Below are 20,020 nucleotides of genomic sequence, written 5' to 3'. Positions count from 1 at the left end.
TTTTAAGATAATTAAATAATAATGTTATAATTAAATAATAGAAAATTTAGATTCAGGAAAGGGTTGGCAGAATGTTTTTAGCTTGGAATGAAATGAGACGAAATAAGACGAAGTTTGGTCTAATCATTGGCGTATTAATTATGATTAGCTATCTTTTATTCTTATTATCGGGGTTAGCAAACGGTTTGATGAATATGAATAGAGAAGCAGTAGATTTATGGAAAGCAGATGCAATTGTTTTGAATAAAGATGCCAATCAAACAGTTGCACAATCATCTATTAATACAGATGATGTAAAAGGCAAATTTGATAAAAGTGAAGGCTTAAAGCAAACGGCTGTTATTGCTTCAGACGGTAAAAACAAAGAGAATGCCACAGTCTTTGGTATCGATGGAAAAGGCTTCCTAATGCCTAAAATAGAAGACGGCAAACTGTTTGAGAAAGATAATGAAGTCGTTGCAGATCATACTTTAAAAACAAAAGGATTCAAAATCGGGGATACATTAACACTTTCAAATAGTGATGAAGAATTAAAAATTGTCGGTTTCTCAGTAAGTTCTAAATTTAATGCATCACCTGTCTTATTTACAAATAATGAAACGATTGGGAAATTAAATCCGATGTTAAAAGGCGATAAGATCAATGCGCTAGTCGTTAAAGATAAAAATTGGAAAGATGTTGAATTGAACAAAGATTTAGAAGTAGATGACATTGAATCATTTATTACGAAACTACCAGGCTATCAAGCGCAAAATTTAACATTAAACTTTATGATTGTGTTCTTATTTGCGATTTCAGCAATGGTTATAGGTATATTCTTATACATTATTACGTTACAAAAGAGAAATTTATTTGGTGTCTTAAAAGCGCAAGGATTAACGAATGGCTTTTTAGCGCGTTCAGTCATGAGTCAAACTATTATTATTGCTTTAATCGGTACATTGATTGGCTTTGGATTAACGATGTTAACAGGATCGTTCTTACCAGAGGCAGTACCTATCAAATTTGATTATTTAACAATGTTGTTATACGGCATCGTGCTTATTATCGTCGCAATTTTAGGTAGTTTATTCTCAGTATTAAGCATTCGAAAAGTAGAACCATTGAAAGTCATTAGTTAGGAGGCGGAATCATGTTAGCATTTGAGAATGTAACAAAGTCATTTAAAGACGGTAATAGAACGATAGAAGCAGTGAAATCAACTAACTTTAAACTAGAAAAAGGCGAACTAGTTGCCATTATTGGACCATCCGGGTCAGGGAAAAGTACACTGTTAACAATGGCGGGTGCACTACAGTTACCATCAGAAGGTACAGTATCTTTAAATGGTCAAAATATTAATCATTATAATGAAAAACAATTATCTAAACTTCGATTAAAAGAAATCGGATTTATACTTCAAACAAGTAATTTAATACCGTTTTTAACCGTTCAACAACAATTTGAATTACTTAAAAAAGTGAAAAAAGACGTTATGAATGAAGATGAACATACTAGGCTATTGAAACAACTCGGTTTGGATAAAATTTTATCCCAATTACCAAGTGAAATATCAGGCGGTCAAAAACAAAGAGTCGCTATCGCTAAAGCACTTTATACAAATCCATCCATTATACTAGCAGACGAACCTACTGCATCATTAGATACAGAAAATGCAATAGAAGTAATGGAAATATTGAGAAGAGAAACAAAAGAATTAAATAAATTATGTATTATCGTAACGCACGATCAAAGACTGACATCATATTGTGATAAAGTATTTAAAATGGTAGATGGTGAGTTGAAAGAAGAATAACGAGGTTGATTTAATAGAATAAAAAGTAAGAGGCTAGGATATTGATGATATCCTAGCCTCTTACTTTTTATTCATAACTTTTTAATGCTTTTTCCATGATGTCCCAAGCTAAGTCTACGTTCACTTCTGTAGCGAAATAGGCATTAGGTTCTTGTTTATAAGTATTATGCAAATCAACAGACATTGTGCCATATGTGAGTTCACTTTGATGTTCGATTTGAATAAATGTTTTTTGTAATGTGAATATTTCAGGATGCAGTAAATATAAAATTGTACAAGCATCATGGATAGGACCTCCGTCCATATCGAATTGCGATTTATATGTAGATTTAAAGAACTTTAAGAGTTCAACTACGAAATGTGATATTGGATTATCGATTTGATGAAATCTTTCAATAACAGCATCGTCTGCTAATAATTGATGTGTTACATCTAATCCGAATACTACAACTGGGATACCACTTTCAAATACTTTTTTAGCTGCTTCTGCATCAACCCAAATATTAAACTCCGCTGTAGGTGTCCAGTTCCCAAACGTTCCACCTCCCATAATGACGATTTTTTCTATATTATGGGCAATCTTAGGTTCTTGAATAAGTGCCATCGCAACATTTGTTAAAGGTCCTGTTGCTACGAGTGTTATAGGATCGTTACTGTTTAATACTTCTTCAATTATGACATTTACACCATGCTGATTTGTAGGCTTTAAGTTTGGAACTTTCGGTAATTCAGGACCATCTAAGCCACTTTCACCATGAATACTTTCAGCAAATGCAGCTTTCTTGATTAAAGGTCTGTCCGCACCGACTGAAACAGGAATGTCGCCTCTATTCATAATATCTAATACGTTTAAAGCGTTTGTTGTATTCTTATCTACTGATTGATTTCCCGCAACAGTTGTCACTGCTAAGATATTTAATGGGCTAGATTGAGCACCAGCCAATATTAATGCGATAGCATCGTCATGCCCAGGATCACAATCCATGATGATTTTTCTATTTTGTAACATTTAAACACGTCCTCTAATTTAATTTATGCCTTAATTCCATTATACTAAAGCGTTTTCAACTAAACAAAATAAACCGACTATAAAAATTATTCTAAATAAGGTCTTGTATTTTAATAGATATACGTATATAATTTTAAATCGTAAACGTTACTATTTGTAAAAGGAGTGTACGAAATGAAAAAATGGATTGGGGTATTAACAGTTGTTTTTGCAATTTGTATGGTATTAGCAGGCTGTAATCAAACAGATAGCAAAAATAATGATTCTGATAAATTAAAGGTTAAGACGACGGTTTACCCATTGAAATCTTTTATAGAACAAATTGGCGGTAAGCATGTAGAAGTAGAATCTATTTATCCTGCAGGAACAGATTTACATAGTTATGAACCAACGCAAAAAGATATTTTAAACGCGAGTAAAGCGGATTTATTTGTTTATACAGGAGACGATTTAGATCCAGTAGCAAAGAAAATTGCCTCAACTATTAAAAAGGATGATAAAAAATTATCACTTCAAAATAGTATGGATCAATCTGAACTTTTAACAGATCAACATGAACATGGTCATGAGCATGGGGAAGGTCACGATGAAGATGAACATCATGAACATGGAGAAGAGCATGAAGAACACGAGCACGAACATGAACATCATCACCACGGTGGATTTGATCCTCACGTATGGTTAGATCCTAAAATTGACCAAGAAATGATTAAAGGAATTAAAGATGAATTAATCAAGAAAGATCCAGACCATAAAGCAGATTATGAGAAAAATTATAAAAAATTAAATAATGATTTATCGGATATCGATCAATCATTAAAAGATGCTACTAAAGGTCATGAAGGCCATACAGTATTTATATCACATGAATCTTTAGGTTACTTAGCTAATCGTTATGGATTTGTACAAAAAGGTGTTCAAAGTATGAATGCTGAAGATCCATCACAAAAAGAATTAACTGAAATTGTTAAAGAAATTAAAGATACAGATGCGAAATATATCTTATATGAAAGCAATATCTCATCAAAAATTACAGACACAATTCGTAAAGAAACAGATGCTAAACCATTAACATTTAATAATATGGAATCTTTAACGAAAGAACAATTAAAAGAAAAAGACCTTTCATATCAATCATTAATGAAGGAAAATATTAAAAATATCGAAAAATCATTAAATGACAAGATTACAACAAAAGATGACAAGAAAGCTGAATCTCATGATAAAGCAATTGAAAAAGGGTATTTCAAAGATTCACAAGTAAAAGACCGTAAACTATCAGATTATGAAGGTGACTGGCAGTCAGTATATCCATATTTAAAAGACGGCACACTTGATGAAGTCTTCGAACATAAAGCTGAAGAAGATGGTAAGATGTCTGAAAAAGAATATAAAGCTTATTATGATAAAGGCTATAAAACAGATGTTGAGAACATCAAAATTGAAGGCAATAAAATCAGTTTCACTAAAGAAGGTAAAACAACAACTGGAGAATATGAGTACGATGGCTATGATATCTTGAAATATGAAAAAGGTAATAGAGGCGTAAGATACACATTTAAACTAAAAGGTGAATCAAACGATAATTTACCGAAATATGTACAGTTTAGCGATCACAATATTTATCCTAAAAAAGCTGCACATTTCCATATATTCACTGGCAATGATAAAGTTAAAGTCTTAAAAGAATTAGATAACTGGCCAACATATTATCCAGCTAAATTATCTAAAGACGAAGTAAAAGAAGAAATGTTAGCACATTAAAGCAAAGAACCTGAGACCACGGTGGTCTCAGGTTCTTTTATATATAATGTAATTATTTTTGGCACTACTATACCTACATCATATCGAATACTTAAATATAAGTCTACTTTTTATATAAATGATTGCTATACTAAATTTAATAAAAGGGGGATGTTAAAATGACAAATATTTATGATCAAGATGATTTCTTTGAAGGTTATAAACAAAAGAGAAATCATGCATTAAGTTATAACGAAGTTGTTGAAATGCCTGAAATAAAGCGGTTAATGCCAGATTTAGAAGGCAAAACAGTACTTGATATTGGCTGTGGTATGGGGCATTTGATTGCGCATATGTTGAAGTTAAATCCTAAACATATTACAGGAATTGATGAGTCACTTAATATGATTAGCGCAAGTCGCGAAAAATTCAATTCTAACAATGTCTCGTTATATCATGAATCATTTATGGCGTTTCAGACGAATGAAAGGTATGATGTAATCGTATCTTCTCTTGTATTTCATTATATTGAAGATTTTAAACGATGTGCCGAGAAGTTGAATCAGCTATTAAATAGTGGTGGCACGTTACTATTTACAATGGAACATCCCATACAAACAGCTACTAAAGATCCGGAAGTCGTACAAGAAGATGACAAAGGGATGTTTTTACGAATGGAACATTATTTTGATGAGTCTACTCGCTCAGCAAATTGGTTAGGTGCTGATGTTTATAAATATCATCATACGATTGAAACAATCTTCAATAATTTAATAGAAAATGACTTTGAAATCCAATGTGTAAAAGACCTCGGGCAGTCTGAGGAAGTATTTAAAATGTATGATCAAGCTCGTATCAATAAGTTGAAACAATTTCCACCATTTCTATTAGTAAAAGCAAAGAAAAAGTAGAATAGGACCAGTTAATATTTATAAAAAAGCACACATATAAAGTTAGATGTTTTTTAACTTTATATGTGTGCTTAAAATGATGATAACTAATATTTTATTTCATTGATTTCAGTTGTTTTAAGATGATTTCTCTTTGTTTTTCTAGAGAAATTGGATCATTATATTGCGTTTGTTGTAAATCTAATTCGATAACATGGTTATTTTTAACTGCATCAAGGTTTTTCCAATTAGTTGTTTGAGTGAATTGTGGTGTTTCTCCCATTGTTGCTAGGATAATATAATCACCTGTATAATCAGAAAGTTCTTCTTCAGATGGAGTTGCCATATAAGCATTCTTTGTTTCTTTTTCTAATTTTTCAGGTTGTGCCATTCCGTAACCACCGTAAACAATCTCTGTACCACGTCCATAGTTTTTACCGAAAGCTGTTAGACCTTTTGGAGTTGATTGAAGGACAGTAATAGTTTTACCGTCTACTTTATCGCCTAACGTTTTTTTATCTTTTTTGAGTTTTTCTTCCCACTCTTTTATCCATTTTTCTGCTTTGTCTTGTTCATTTACAATTTCCCCGAGTTCTTTAGTAGCAGCTTTGTAATCTGATTTCATAGCATCCATTTGGACAGTTGGTGCAATTTTTTTGAGTTTATTAATGTTTTTATCTTCTTTAGTAGTGATGATTAAATCTGGCTTTGTTTTAGCAATATCTTCAACATTATTTTGACCTAACATTTTTGCACCTTTAGTTGCATCAGATAAAGTTTTATTTTGCTTTACAAAATCAATGACGCCAATTGGTTTATGGCCAAATTCAACTAATGCACCTATGTATGTAGGGTGTAATACGACAATTCTTTTCGGATCTTTAGGTATTTTAATTTTTTCACCATCATCTTGTTTAAATACTTTAGTATCAGATGAAGAATCTGATTTTGTTTCTGACGACTTTTCTTTAGTATCTGAATTATTACTACAAGCTGCCAAGAAAAATAATAAACATAAACTAAATATAAATAATTTTTTCATAAAAAAACCTCCCATTTTTTGATAATGATAATCAGTATCATTTAAATTATAGCAATTAAAGTTAATTATTCAATACTTTATTTTTAAATTTATTTGACTTTGTCATTTTTTAACTATATCTTTGGTTTGTGTTAGTAAAAGAAGGGGTGAATATTTTGGTTAAACGATTAATTAGTGCAAATACGTCTGATATTTTGAACTTTTCATCAGAGGAATTGAAGCAAAGTATTAAGGCGAGTGAAGGTAGAACGGTACTTAGCGAGAATGTTGTCGTACATACGCCTGCTCTAGTTCAAGATATTACAAATGCGGAAATGGCAACTGCTTTTGGAGCAGATATGATTTTACTGAATGCTTTAGATGTCAATGAACCAGTGATTAAAGGTCTTTACCATGAAGCTTATAAAGGTACTGGCAATTCTGTTCAAGATTTAAAGAAACTTATCGGTAGACCTATTGGGGTAAATTTAGAACCAGTTGATGATAAAGCGAATATGGCAGAAGTTAAACTGGATATTTCTGCGGGTAGAAAAGCGACTAAAGAAACTTTTATACGAGCTGAAAAATTAGGTTTTGATTTTGTATGTTTAACTGGGAATCCAGCAACAGGCGTTACAAACAATCATATTTTAGAAGCGATTAAAGTAGGAAAGTCTCATTTTAATGGACTTATTATTGCGGGTAAAATGCACGGATCAGGTGTAGATGAGCCGGTAGTTAATTTAGAAGCTATAACGAATTTTGTAGAAGCTGGGGCAGATATTATATTAGTGCCTGCAGTTGGAACAGTATGGGGTGTCAGTGAAGAAGAGGTGAGAGAAGCTGTTCAAGTTGCACATAATCATGGGGCACTAGTGATGAGTGCAATCGGTACATCTCAAGAAGGTTCGGATGAGGCGACGATTAGAGAAATGGCTATTAAAAATAAAACATTAGGCGTTGATATTCAACATATAGGAGATGCAGGATATGGTGGATTAGCACCAGTCGAGAACATATATGCATTAAGTAAAGCCATAAGAGGGCAACGTCATACAGTATCTAGAATAGCAAGATCAATCAATAGATAAATAAGAATGAAGAGAGGATGAGACAGTGTGGGCTGTCTCATCCTTTTCATATTTGTTTGGAAAGGTAGTATCGGTCCAGAAATAGGAAATATGGACCGATAAAAAAATTTACCGGTCCAGAAATAGGAAATATGGACCGATAAAAAAATTTACCGGTCCAGAAACAAGATTTGCAGGCCGATAAAAATAAATATCGACCCGAAAACAGGATTTGCAGGCCGATAAATAAAAATATCGACCCGAAAACGAGATTTACAGCCCGATAAAAAATTTTATCGACCCGAAAACTTCATGTAACTATAATCTGCTATCCAATCACCACAATAAAACATCCAAATCTGCATAAAATCTACCTATTATAAAAGACTTCCGTAATACTACGGAACTTTTCGATATGCTACTCATTTATGAAAACGTTTACAATAAAATTGTATTAAGAAATGTTTGATTAAAGGAGGAAGGTTTCAATGTCAAAACTACCAGAGGATTTTTTATGGGGAGGTGCTGTAGCGGCGCATCAACTTGAAGGTGCTTGGCAAGAAGATGGTAAAGGAATCAGTGTTGCAGATGTTATGACTGCAGCTTCTCACGGGAAACATCGAGAAATTACAGACGGCGTTATTGAAGGTAAATATTATCCAAACCATGAAGCAATTGATTTTTATCATCGATATAAAGAGGACATTCAATTATTTAGTGAAATGGGCTTTAAATGTTTCAGAACTTCGATTGCATGGTCAAGAATTTTTCCGAATGGCGATGACCAAGAACCTAATGAACAAGGTTTAGCATTCTATGATGATTTATTTGATGAGTGTTTGAAGCATGGGATTAAACCTGTCGTAACATTGTCTCACTTTGAATTACCTTATCATCTTGTAACTGAATATGGTGGCTTTCGTAATAGGAAAGTGATTGATTTCTTCGTTCGCTTTGCAACAGTTTGTTTTGAAAGATATAAAGACAAAGTTAAATATTGGATGACTTTCAATGAGATTAATAACCAAGCTAACTTTGATGAAGATTTTGCGCCATTTACGAACTCAGGCGTGAAATATCAACCAGGTGAAAATCGTGAACAAATTATGTATCAAGCAGCACATTATGAATTGGTTGCGAGCGCTCAAGCAACAAAAATTGGTCATGACATTAATCCAGACTTTGAAATAGGGTGCATGATAGCAATGTGTCCAATATATCCAGCAACTTCTAATCCGAAAGATATCTTAATGGCTCAAAAAGCGATGCAAAAGAGATATTACTTTACGGATGTCCATGTTCATGGTGCATATCCAGGTTATATGACACAGTATTTCAAAGATAAATCTTTCAATTTAGATATTACAAATCAAGATATTGAAGATTTGAAACAAGGCACAGTTGACTACATTGGCTTTAGTTATTACATGTCATTCGCAATTTCACATGAGAAATCTAACGATAAATATGATTATGTTGAAACACGTGATTTAGTAAAAAATGACTATGTACAAGCTTCAGATTGGGGATGGCAAATTGATCCAGAAGGCTTAAGATATGCGATGAACTGGTTTACAGATATGTATCATTTACCATTGTTTATTGTTGAAAATGGCTTCGGTGCAATTGATCAACTTAGCGAAGACGGTATTGTTCATGATGATTATAGAATTGAATATTTAAAATCACACATCGAACAATTTATCAAAGCTGTCGATGAAGATGGTGTCGATTTAATGGGATATACACCATGGGGTTGTATAGATTTAGTATCTGCAGGAACTGGTGAGATGAAAAAGAGATACGGCTTTATTTACGTAGATAAAGATAATGAAGGTCACGGCACGTTAGACCGTTCTAAAAAAGATTCATTCTATTGGTACAAAGAAGTTATTGCAAGTAACGGTGAACAATTATAACATTTGGAGGTTTTTATTATGAAAAAAGCGTTAATTATATGTGCAGCAGGTATGTCATCATCACTTATGGCTAAAAAAACAACGAGTTACTTACAAGAAAAAGGACATGACATTGAAGTCGATGCCGTTTCAGCAAATGAAGGCGGGAAAATGATTGAAAAACAATCGTTCGATTTATATTTAGTGAGTCCACAAACTAAAATGTATTTTAAAAAGTTAAAAGAAGCTGGAGATAGAGTTAATAAACCAGTAGTAAATATCCCGCCACAAGCGTATGTTCCGATTCCAATGGGCATTGAAAAATTGGCAAGTGTAATTTTGCAAGACATAGAATAATCAGTATAATATTCTCTATGAAATGAGGGAAGCTTATGCTTAGTCAAAGAGAAATAGATATACTCAGTTATTTATCACAGCGACGTAATGAATTTGTCAAAAGCTCAGAAATTGCAACTATCTTGCAACTCTCAGATAGAACGATTCGAAAATATATCAAAACCCTTAAACCTGAAATTGAAAAAAATGGTGCAACTTTGATTGCTAAACAAGGGTATGGTTATCAACTCAAAATCAATTTAATGATTGAATTTGAAAACTTTTTAAAAAGATATTTGAGCACTAAATCTGTGAATCAAGAAAGTATCAATGATTCAAAAGATAGACAATATTATATTTTGAATTTATTACTTTTTAATAAGACAGCTATTACGATTGAGCAATTAAGCGAACAATTATTTATCTCGAGATCCACAATATCTCACGATATCGCAAATATAAAAAAGGTTATTGGACAATATAACTTAGAACTCGTGAGTAAACAGCAACATGGAATTGTAATTGCTGGAGATGAACGAGATAAACGACATTTTATAATGGATTATTTCTTAGGAAATAGTTTTTTTCATTCTATTAATAAATATTTTCAAGATACGCCACTTTTGCAGCAAATTAATATGGAAGAGTTGGCAATCATTGTTGTAGATGAAACGAGAGAATCTAAAGTATATTTATCAGATTATATACTCCAAAATCTTGTACTACATTTAGGACTGATGATTAGAAGACTGTTAGATGGGCATTGTTTAAAAACAATTGCTTCTAATGAAGAGGTATTAACAGAAAATGAATTGTCAGTCGCGAGAAAAATTTTAAATCGTGTTGAACGTATTTATCAAATATCGTTTCCAGAAGAAGAAGCGAAGTATATCAGTTTGCATATTATGAGCAAAGGTTCAAAACAACAAGAAAGCGATGAAGAGAGTGATTTATCTCATCGTGTGTCTCAAATATTAGGAAAAATAGAAGCGGATTTTGGATTTCCAATGTCGTCAGACAGTCAATTATTGTATGGGCTTGTTACCCATTTACAACCGTTGATTAAACGGATTCGCAATAATATCCACTTGGAAAATCCGATTTTGAATGACATTAAATCACAAAATGAAGCGTCACTTACGATGACAAAAAAATATTTTGGTGAATTAGAAGAGTTAAAAGACCAAGATGTCAGTGAAGGAGAATGGGCGTATTTAACATTACATTTACTTGCAGCTATTGAAAAATATTACCAAAGAGAAAAGTTAAATGTCCTCGTTATTTGTGCAACTGGTTATGGTAGTGCACAGATGTTAAAGGTTCGAGTAGAAAGAGAATTTAGTTTGCAGATGAATATCGTTGATGTGATTAGTTACTATGAAATAACAGACGAAAAATTAGAAAATATTGATTTAATTATTTCATCTATTGATTTATCAACCATCGTATTTAAAGTACCTGTCATACAAGTGAATGTATTACTCAATGATCAAGATATTAAGAAAATTAATACATTTGTTCATCATCATGATTCAAAATTCTCATATAATCATGTGTTAGAAGAGAATATGGCACTTGAACAATATAGTTCTTTCTTTAGTCAATATTGTAGTGAACATGCGTTTAATTATATCGAAGAACCAATCACTAAACATCAGCTATATCAGCTTTTGATCAAGCAATTAAGTATTAAAGAAGAGCCTTGTTTTGAAGAGAAGTTGAAACGACAACTTCGGTATAGAGAAGAGTTGAGTACAGTTGTATTCAGTGATGAAGTAGCTGTTCCACATACAGCACAGCCAGTCGGAGATTATTCAAGTATAGCCGTAGCACTTGTACCTGGCGGGGTGTATTGGAATGAACAGTTTCCAAATATTAAGCTAATCATTATGTTATCACCTTCAAAATATAACGACAATGAGCTCAAAACGATCATCGATATTATCGTGAACCTCATAGATTCAGATGACAAAATTTCTGAACTTATGAATTGTAAGGATTATAACAGCTTTAAAAACTATATGATTGGTCAATATCACAAGTAAAGGGAGTTAGTCTATGGAACAAGAAGAAATTCAAGTTGTTGCTTTTGAAATTATTTTACATAGTGGGACTGCGCGTACAAATATACATGATGCTTTTAAAAATATGCGTGAAAACAACTATGAAGAAGCGGAACAACTATTAGATGAAGCAAACCAAGAGATTACGTTAGCGCATCAATCTCAAACGGATTTACTACAAAAATATGCATCAGGTGAGTCTATTAATATGGAAATTATTATGGTTCATGCACAAGATCATCTCATGACAACAATGACGTTAAAAGAAGTCGCAATTGAGATGTTGTATTTGTATCAAAAAGTAAATGATGCAGTATAAACGAGGGATGAAAAATGGATCAAGAAACAAAAAATAAAATTGAAAAAAATAGAAGAGAAACAAGTCTCAAAGCTATGTACTTCAATCGATTTTTATTAGTGAGATATATGTCTGCTTTGTTCTTCTTTTCTAATTTATATTGGTTTTTTACACTTGTGATGAGTCGCTCTTTAGCATTGATACTGCCACTTGTGTTGATGATTGTGATTTTGATCAGCGTTGCAGAACAAGTCAGAATGTATGGTAATCATACAAATCAAGCGAAATATACTTATTATTGCTTTTTAAGTATAAGCGCAGTCAATCTATTGCTTATACCAATTATATTATTCACACCATTATTCCAATATTTATATCCATTTATTGTGGATCAATCAGCATCTCGACTTTTCGTAGTTGGCATATTGGTATGTGGTTTATGTATCAGTGGATTCATCTTATTTAGATTACACAATATTCGACACAATAAAGACTGGCATTATAAACGACTACAAAAATTTGAAAATGCACTGAACTAATCAAAGAAAAGGGGTCTTGATATGGGATCAGAAAATAAAGTTTTTGCTTTTTTAGAGAAGTATTTAATGGGTCCAATGGGGAAAATTGCTTCATTTAGAATTGTAAGAGCGATTATGGCAGCTGGTATGGCATGTATACCTTTTACAATTGTAGGGTCAATGTTTTTAGTGTTAAACGTTATTCCACAGACTTTTACGTTTTTAGAAGGATTTTGGAATAGCACATTTTTAAAAATTGGTGATTTGTACATGTTAGCCAATAAAGCAACGATGGGGATACTAGCCTTGTATTTCTGTTTAGTTATTGGTTATGAATATACTAAAATTTACGCAGATGAAGAAGATTTAGATGTTAATCCACTTAACGGTGCATTATTGTCTATGTTTGCTTATTTTATGGCCATTCCACAGTTAGTAATGGATGACGGTAAAATGGTCTTAGTTAATATTATGAAAAAAGATGTCAATATCTTTAATGGTTGGGAAATGTCTGGTGATGGTGTCAGTAGGCTAGGTACGACCGGGATATTCACAGCAATTATCATGTCTATTATAGCCGTTCAATTATATAGACTATGTGTGAAACGTCAATGGATTATTAAAATGCCAGAAGCGGTACCAGAAGGGGTTTCAAGATCATTTACAGCATTAATTCCAGCATTCTTAGTTGCTTTCGTTATACTGGCGTTTACGGGAATATTAGTAGCTTTTGATACGGATATTTTCAAAATTATTGCTGTACCATTTGGATTTGTTGTTAACTTAACAAGTAGTTGGATTGGTATACTCGTGATTTACTTCTTAATTCATGCACTTTGGATTGTAGGTATTCACGGCGCAAATATTATCAGTGCTTTTATTACACCAATTGTTTTATCAAACATGCAATTAAATATTGAAGGGGCGAATATTCCATTTGCAGGAGAATTCCAGAACTCATTCGTTGTTATGGGTGGATCAGGTGCGACATTAGGACTATGTGTGTTTATCGCATTTTTAGCTAAATCAGAGCAACTACGTGTATTAGGAAAAGCATCATTAGCACCAGGATTATTTAACATTAATGAACCACTTGTATTTGGATTACCAATTGTTTATAACCCATTCTTAGCCATTCCATTTTTCCTAGCACCAATGGTATCAGCTTCAATAGGGTATTGGACAATTAAATTAGAACTTGTGAAACCAATTATTGCACAAGTACCATGGCCATCACCGATTGGATTTGGGGCATTTATTGGAACAGCAGGAAGTTTAATGGCAGTACTTGTTTCATTAATTTGTGGATTTGTAGCATTCTTAATCTGGTTCCCATTTATTAAGATATATGATAAAAAATTAGTAGAACAAGAAAAAGGAAATGACGCATTAATATAGAAGTTTCAGATGAAGAGACTGGGACATAACGGAATGCCTCAGTCTTTTTTAGTATCTTGGCAGTAGATGACTGAATTGAAAATGCGCTTTTATAAAGCTTTTTCCAACTCTAGTCATCCTTGCCGGGGCGGGACTACGAAATCTTTTTATATAAATTAGATTTCTGTCCCGCTCCCTTCCTTTTTGTGTTGTGTGATTTCTGGACCGATAAATGGAATTACCGGTTCAGAAATGAGAAATACGGACCGATAAATGGAATTACCGGTCCAGAAATGAGAAATACGGACCGATAAAATAAAATATCGACCCGCAAACGAGATTTACAGTCCGATAAAATAAATTATCGACCCGAAAATCCACTCCGCATCACCTCATCCTCCATTTTATTTCGGTTGCAAAAACAATTTCAAATAAATTCTTAAAAAGTGCAGAAAAAATATAATTCTATAGTATAATTAAATTTGGTCGAAATTTATTTAGGAGGTCCATTATGAAAGAATTCTTCCAATATTATAAACCCTATAAAGGATTGTTTTTCTTAGATTTTGGTTCGGCTGTTTTCGTAGGTATTCTTGAATTGGTGTTTCCACTTATAACGAGTATATTTATTGACCAGCTATTGCCAACTAAGAATTGGAGTTGGATTGTGATTTTTGTTTTTCTTTTATTATTCATATACGTTGTTGAATCTGTATTAAAATTCATCGTGACGTATTGGGGGCATAAACTGGGGACTAATATTGAAAGAGATATTCGTAATGAGCTTTATGAGCATATTCAAAAAATGAATTTTGGATTCTTTGATAACCAAAAATCAGGTAAAATCATTGGACGATTAACGAACGATTTAATGGATATTGGAGAAGTTGCTCACCATGGACCTGAAGATGTGTTTGTAGCTGTGATGACGCTTGTGGGTTCATTTGTCATTATGTTGACGATCGATGTGAAACTTGCGCTTATTACGTTCTGTGTTGTACCGATTATTTTTGTATTAACGATTTACTTTAATCAAAAGATGTCAGGTGCTTTTAAGAACTTATTTAGCAATGTTTCAAGATTTAATGAGCTTATTGCTGATAATGTTGGTGGTATGCGTCTTGTACAAGCATTTACAAATGAGGGTCACGAATTAACAAGATTTAAAAAGGTCAATGATAATTTTAGAGCGACAAAATTAAAAGCATATTCATATATGTCTTGGAACTTGTCAATTAGTCATATTGCTCAAAAATTAACGTTAATCTTTGTGCTGATTTTAGGAAGTTATTTTGTATTAAATGGGTCGTTGTCATATGGTGGATTTGTAGCATTTATTATGATTACAAATCTGTTATTTAAACCGTTAGAGTCTATTAATATGGTTATTGAACTATTTCCTAAAGGTATTGCAGGATTCAAAAATTTTAAAGAGATTGTCAATATGGATCCAGAAATTAAAGATAATGACGATGCTATCGAATTTATAGATGAACCAGATACAATTGAATATGAAGATGTATCATTCAAATATTCAGAGAAATTAATCTTAAATCAGCTTTCTATCAAAATTGAACAAGGTGAAAAAGTAGCACTTGTAGGACCGAGTGGGGGAGGTAAAACGACAATTTGTTCGTTATTACCAAGGTTCTACGACCCGTTACAAGGTAAGATTAAAATCAATAATCGAGATATTAAATCTTATAAGTTGGAATCATTAAGAAAACAAATTGGTGTTGTACAGCAAGATGTATTTCTTTTCGGTGGAACATTAAGAGATAATATTATTTATGGTAATTTAAATGCGACAGAAGAAGAAATTAATTACGCAGTTGACCAAGCACAATTAAGAACGTTTGTAGATGAATTGCCAGAAGGTTTAGATACTGTAGTTGGGGAACGCGGTACAAAATTATCTGGTGGACAAAAGCAACGTATTTCAATTGCGAGGATGTTCTTGAAGAATCCGCCAATTATTATTCTTGATGAAGCAACAAGTGCTTTAGATGTTGAAACAGAAAATAAAATACAATCAGCATTTAAGAATTTATCACGTGGTCGAACTTCACTGATTATTGCACATAGACTGAGTACAATTAGACATGTCGATAGAATTGTATATATCGAACAAGGTCAAATTCAAGAAATGGGCAGTCATGATGAACTCATGGATAAAGGTGGTAAATACAAAGATTTATACATGTCACAGTTTGAACAAATTGATGAATTTTAACATTTTGCCAGAGATCTTTTTGAAGAAAAAGGTCTCTGCATTTTTATATTTTGAGCTAAATAATAGACTTTCATTTCAAAGCTGTTATTATAGAGTGGTAATATCTATGATTAAGAGGTGTAACATGAAGATTTCTAAAGGATCAGATTATGGGTTACATGCATTGGCATATTTAATTGCTAAAAGAGATCAACAACCCATCAATGTTAAAAGTTTATCTGAAACGTTAAATGTATCTGTAACATATTTATCTAAAATATTAACGCAATTAGTAAAAGCAGGTGTTATTAAATCTGCATCTGGTGCAAAAGGTGGTTATTACTTAGTTAATAATTGGGAAGACATAACTGTCTATGATATTATTACAGCAATTGATGGTCATCAAAGTACGCTTGAAGATAGTTTTGATCACGGTCCTGAATGTAAAATACAAGCGATATTAACTTCAGCTGAAGATGAAATGACGCAAGCTTTGAAAAATAAAACTTTAAAAGATTTAATGTAAGTTAAATCTTTTTTTTATCTATAAATTATAGATATTACGACTCTATAATAGTTATGAAAGGTGGAAATACCATGTTTGATTGTATCGTAATAGGTGGAGGGCCAGCAGGATTAGCGAGTGCACTCACGTTAGGAAGAGCTTTAAAGAAGACATTAATGATAGACAATAATAATGCGAGAAATAAAGTGACACAGCATTCACATGCATTTTTAACACAAGACGGTGTAAGACCAGAAGAATTGAGAGCTAAAGGAGAACATGATGTTGATCAATATGATGATGTAACACGTATCAATGACACGGTGTTAAACATATTGAAAGAAGAGCATTATTTTATTGTTGAAACAGCCAATCAACAATATAAAGCTAAAAAAATTATGGTATGTACAGGATTGCGAGAAACATTACCAGAAATTGAAGGTTTAAAAGAAAGTTATGGCAAATCTGTCTTTTATTGTCCATGGTGTGATGGATATGAATTGAGACATAAACCATTACTTGTAGCTGTTCAACCTGAACATGTGAAACATATGGCGATGCTTATTAACAATTGGACAGACGATATCGTTATAAGTAGTCGTGATTTTTCATTATTAACTGAAGAAGATAAAGCGTTTATTGAAAGTAAACATATCACATTAGTAGAAAGCGAAGTAGCTGAATTTAAACATCATAAAGGACAAATTAATGAAGTTATCTTTAAAAATGGTGAACGAATCAATAGAAGCGGTGCAATCATTGGTGTAAAGTGGGATACTGATTTTGAATTTTTAAAAGGGCTCAATATTGAAAGAGAAGACAACGGAAAAATAAAAATAAACGAGTTAGGTGAATCATCTGTACCAGGATTGTTTGTAGCAGGAGAGAGTAAAGATTTCATGGCATCTCAACTTATAGACGCAGCAGCAAATGGTAATCAAGTCGCAAAATTTGTAGCAATGCAAATCATTATGGAATCATAAAAAAGGAGTAGGACGAAAAATATAGTCCTACTCCTTTTTTGCTTATTTTTTAGTTATTTTAATATTAATTTCAAAGTCACCGAATTGAACATTTTGATGTTCAGAATCTGAAGTTGGTTGAAGTATTGTGTTCTCAACTCTGCATAACTCTTGGATTAATGAGTTCTTCTTCTGGGTCTTAGCTATTGAGCCTGAAAAGCTTTTTGGTGGATTTGCCTTTAATTCTAATAGTTCTGATAAAATATCGTCTCTTGTTCTCATACTTATTGCCTCCTAATTTAATAGTTACAATAAAACAGCTCATCTTAAGATTAAGAAGAGCTGTTTAGAGAATCTTCTTATCTTTCAAGTTAAACTTGTTGGATTTAGCACAGTACATACGCCTGTTGCTGAGGTTTCATCGGGCCAATTCCCTCCGCCTACTCTTAATAAGACTACGAGCTATTTTATTGTTTCTTAATCATAACGAATTAATTGTATTTTGTCTAATTTTAAAAAGTTAAATGTTTAAAAAGTTTGAGATGGTCTATATATTAAATGAATATGAAGCATAGGAGGAATAGAATATGAAGTATAAAATGCTTTCTTTATTATTGTCAGCAGGTATCGTGTTAGCAGCATGTGGTAATAGTGACGATGATAACAATGATAAAAAAGATAATCAAAATGATGAAAAAACTGAACAAACAACTAAAGAAAATAGTAACGACGATCAAAACACAGATGATGATCAAAGTTCTGACAAAGCAACTGAAAATACAGTTAAATGGGAAGACGTTAAAGTCTCTCCAGAAGATGCTGTAAAAGCTGCACAAAAAGAATCAAAAGGTGAACTTAAAGATTTATCGTTTGAAAAAGAAACAGGTGATTGGAGTTATAAAGTTGAATTAGTTGATGGAACAAATGAAAATAAAGTACTGATAAATGCAGATGATAAATCTGTTACGAATGTTGAAAAAGAACAAGAAGATAGTGATGATAATGACCAAACATTCAAATTATCAGATGTCGCTAAATTTGAAGATGCACTCAAAGTAGCACAAGACAAAGCTAAAGGTGATATAAAAGAATGGTCACTAAGTGAAGATAACGGAAAACTTGTTTATTCTATTGAATTAAAAGAAGGTAATAAAGAATCAACAGAATTTACAATTGATGCTAAATCTAAAGAAATTCTCGAACAAGAAACAGATTAATATATTAATAGGCATAGGATAATTCATTTTATCCTATGTTTTTTTGTGCTCTCTTAATGATTATCATTCTCAATTAATGATTTCAAAGAAATCCTAAAAAAATTAAGGTTTCTAAATACTATAAGTACAGACTTATATTTGTATTTTTCATGAATTCTATAAAATTTTTATTGACTATTACACATTATAGGCATAAATTAAAGATGATAATGATAATCAATTAGATGGGGAGTGTTATGATGAAAAAGTTAGCAACAACTTTATTAGCAAGTACTTTAATTTTAACAGCGTGTGGGAATAGCGCTGATAAGAAAGAAAATGAAGATAAAAAAGAAACAAAGGAAACGAAAAAGTCTGAAAAAGCGGATTTCTCAAAAGAAACAAAAGCTTATAAAGATTTTACAACTGAACAATTGGATAAATTCTTAGCGGATACTGAAAAATTCGTTGAAGCGGTTAAAGCAGACGATATCGAAAAAGCGAAAGAAATTTATCCTACAGCTCGTATGTACTATGAAAGATCTGAGCCAGTTGCTGAAAGTTTCGGTGATTTAGATCCGAAAATTGATGCACGTTTAGCAGATATGAAAGAAGAAAATAAAGAAGACGAATGGTCAGGTTATCACAAAATTGAAAAAGCACTATGGGAAGATAATACTACTAAAGATATGGCACCAGTTGCTGATCAATTATTAAAAGATACGAAAGAATTACGTGCAAAAGTAGATACAGTAGATGTGACACCTAAATTAATGTTACAAGGTTCAATCGACTTATTAAATGAAGTATCTAGCTCTAAAATTACAGGTGAAGAAGAAATTTATTCACACACAGATTTATATGACTTTAAAGCAAACATTGAAGGGGCAGAAAAAATCTTTGAAATATTTAAAGATAAAGTAGCAGATAAAGATAAAAAGCTTGCTGACACAACACAAGAAAGATTTGATAATGTTAATAAATTATTAGATCAGTATAAGACTAAAGATGGTGGATATGAAGATTATACGAAACTATCTAAAGATGAAACGAAAAAACTTTCTGAAGCTGTTGATAAATTAGGGGAATCTTTAAGTCAAATGGCTGTTATTACGGAGTGATGATTG

At 32.2% G+C, this 20,020-nt stretch carries 19 protein-coding genes and 1 riboswitch; of the genes, 16 read left to right on the top strand and 3 right to left on the bottom strand.

Annotated features, from left to right (window positions below):
• The first annotated feature begins 71 nt into the window (after positions 1 to 71).
• Positions 72 to 1,121 carry an ABC transporter permease gene (locus LQ675_RS04135; protein ID WP_048541754.1) on the top strand — a complete coding sequence of 350 codons (1,050 nt, stop codon included), beginning with the start codon at positions 72 to 74 and terminating at the stop codon, positions 1,119 to 1,121.
• An 11-nt stretch (positions 1,122 to 1,132) separates the two neighbouring features.
• The gene (locus LQ675_RS04130; RefSeq protein ID WP_048541755.1) at positions 1,133 to 1,795 is read left to right on the top strand and encodes an ABC transporter ATP-binding protein; all 663 of its coding nucleotides are present in this window, start codon (positions 1,133 to 1,135) and stop codon (positions 1,793 to 1,795) included.
• A 67-nt stretch (positions 1,796 to 1,862) separates the two neighbouring features.
• On the opposite strand, the gene LQ675_RS04125 is transcribed toward LQ675_RS04130, so the two are convergent.
• Positions 1,863 to 2,804, bottom strand: coding sequence for a nucleoside hydrolase (locus LQ675_RS04125; protein WP_107610155.1), 942 nt, complete (start codon positions 2,802 to 2,804; stop codon positions 1,863 to 1,865).
• A gap of 174 nt (positions 2,805 to 2,978) precedes the next feature.
• Between LQ675_RS04125 and adcA the strand changes: the two genes are divergently transcribed.
• Positions 2,979 to 4,568 carry a zinc ABC transporter substrate-binding lipoprotein AdcA gene (gene adcA, locus LQ675_RS04120; RefSeq protein WP_107610154.1) on the top strand — a complete coding sequence of 530 codons (1,590 nt, stop codon included), beginning with the start codon at positions 2,979 to 2,981 and terminating at the stop codon, positions 4,566 to 4,568.
• A gap of 158 nt (positions 4,569 to 4,726) precedes the next feature.
• Positions 4,727 to 5,458, top strand: a complete 732-nt coding sequence (locus tag LQ675_RS04115) for a class I SAM-dependent methyltransferase (protein ID WP_048541761.1) — start codon at positions 4,727 to 4,729, stop codon at positions 5,456 to 5,458.
• 94 nt (positions 5,459 to 5,552) lie between these two features.
• Here LQ675_RS04115 and LQ675_RS04110 read toward each other — a convergent pair whose 3' ends face one another.
• Entirely contained in the window at positions 5,553 to 6,479 is a 927-nt protein-coding gene (locus LQ675_RS04110; RefSeq protein WP_058591699.1) for an ABC transporter substrate-binding protein, read from the bottom strand.
• Between the two features lie 155 nt (positions 6,480 to 6,634).
• On the opposite strand from LQ675_RS04110, the gene LQ675_RS04105 reads away from it, so the two are divergent.
• The 10 genes from LQ675_RS04105 to LQ675_RS04060 all read left to right on the top strand — a co-directional run bounded on the left by LQ675_RS04105 (position 6,635) and on the right by LQ675_RS04060 (position 17,718).
• Positions 6,635 to 7,549, top strand: a complete 915-nt coding sequence (locus LQ675_RS04105; RefSeq protein WP_048541764.1) for a DUF7916 family protein — start codon at positions 6,635 to 6,637, stop codon at positions 7,547 to 7,549.
• Between the two features lie 467 nt (positions 7,550 to 8,016).
• Positions 8,017 to 9,447, top strand: coding sequence for a 6-phospho-beta-glucosidase (locus LQ675_RS04100; RefSeq protein WP_239726595.1), 1,431 nt, complete (start codon positions 8,017 to 8,019; stop codon positions 9,445 to 9,447).
• A gap of 18 nt (positions 9,448 to 9,465) precedes the next feature.
• Positions 9,466 to 9,783, top strand: a complete 318-nt coding sequence (locus LQ675_RS04095) for a PTS cellobiose transporter subunit IIB (protein WP_037589330.1) — start codon at positions 9,466 to 9,468, stop codon at positions 9,781 to 9,783.
• A gap of 35 nt (positions 9,784 to 9,818) precedes the next feature.
• Positions 9,819 to 11,807, top strand: coding sequence for a BglG family transcription antiterminator (locus tag LQ675_RS04090; RefSeq protein WP_107602282.1), 1,989 nt, complete (start codon positions 9,819 to 9,821; stop codon positions 11,805 to 11,807).
• Between the two features lie 13 nt (positions 11,808 to 11,820).
• Positions 11,821 to 12,144, top strand: a complete 324-nt coding sequence (locus tag LQ675_RS04085; protein WP_107602283.1) for a PTS cellobiose transporter subunit IIA — start codon at positions 11,821 to 11,823, stop codon at positions 12,142 to 12,144.
• A 14-nt stretch (positions 12,145 to 12,158) separates the two neighbouring features.
• Positions 12,159 to 12,662 (top strand): hypothetical protein, encoded by a 504-nt coding sequence (locus tag LQ675_RS04080; protein ID WP_107602284.1) that lies wholly within the window; start codon positions 12,159 to 12,161, stop codon positions 12,660 to 12,662.
• A gap of 21 nt (positions 12,663 to 12,683) precedes the next feature.
• Positions 12,684 to 14,039 carry a PTS cellobiose transporter subunit IIC gene (gene celB, locus LQ675_RS04075; RefSeq protein ID WP_049319640.1) on the top strand — a complete coding sequence of 452 codons (1,356 nt, stop codon included), beginning with the start codon at positions 12,684 to 12,686 and terminating at the stop codon, positions 14,037 to 14,039.
• A gap of 487 nt (positions 14,040 to 14,526) precedes the next feature.
• A complete protein-coding gene (locus LQ675_RS04070; protein ID WP_171992078.1) occupies positions 14,527 to 16,251 on the top strand; it encodes an ABC transporter ATP-binding protein in 1,725 nt (574 codons plus the stop codon).
• Positions 16,252 to 16,375: 124 nt separating this feature from the next.
• On the top strand, positions 16,376 to 16,756 hold the full coding sequence (locus LQ675_RS04065; protein WP_025904984.1) for an RrF2 family transcriptional regulator: 381 nt from the start codon (positions 16,376 to 16,378) through the stop codon (positions 16,754 to 16,756).
• Between the two features lie 71 nt (positions 16,757 to 16,827).
• The gene (locus tag LQ675_RS04060) at positions 16,828 to 17,718 is read left to right on the top strand and encodes an NAD(P)/FAD-dependent oxidoreductase (RefSeq protein WP_106417326.1); all 891 of its coding nucleotides are present in this window, start codon (positions 16,828 to 16,830) and stop codon (positions 17,716 to 17,718) included.
• Between the two features lie 42 nt (positions 17,719 to 17,760).
• On the opposite strand, the gene LQ675_RS04055 is transcribed toward LQ675_RS04060, so the two are convergent.
• On the bottom strand, positions 17,761 to 17,979 hold the full coding sequence (locus LQ675_RS04055; protein WP_048541782.1) for a hypothetical protein: 219 nt from the start codon (positions 17,977 to 17,979) through the stop codon (positions 17,761 to 17,763).
• Between the two features lie 74 nt (positions 17,980 to 18,053).
• A riboswitch (SAM riboswitch) is annotated at positions 18,054 to 18,153 on the bottom strand.
• A gap of 131 nt (positions 18,154 to 18,284) precedes the next feature.
• On the opposite strand from LQ675_RS04055, the gene LQ675_RS04050 reads away from it, so the two are divergent.
• Complete coding sequence (locus LQ675_RS04050; RefSeq protein ID WP_058591692.1) at positions 18,285 to 18,914, top strand: PepSY domain-containing protein; 630 nt, start codon at positions 18,285 to 18,287, stop codon at positions 18,912 to 18,914.
• A 239-nt stretch (positions 18,915 to 19,153) separates the two neighbouring features.
• Positions 19,154 to 20,014 carry an iron uptake system protein EfeO gene (gene efeO / locus LQ675_RS04045; RefSeq protein ID WP_037589373.1) on the top strand — a complete coding sequence of 287 codons (861 nt, stop codon included), beginning with the start codon at positions 19,154 to 19,156 and terminating at the stop codon, positions 20,012 to 20,014.
• The last annotated feature ends 6 nt before the right edge of the window (positions 20,015 to 20,020 follow it).

It is taken from the genome of Mammaliicoccus sp. D-M19 (assembly GCF_022386695.1).
In the GTDB taxonomy this organism is placed as follows: Bacteria; Bacillota; Bacilli; order Staphylococcales; family Staphylococcaceae; genus Mammaliicoccus; species Mammaliicoccus sciuri.
Note: the sequence above shows the minus strand (reverse complement) of the source record. Positions and strands in the feature narration are given on the sequence as shown.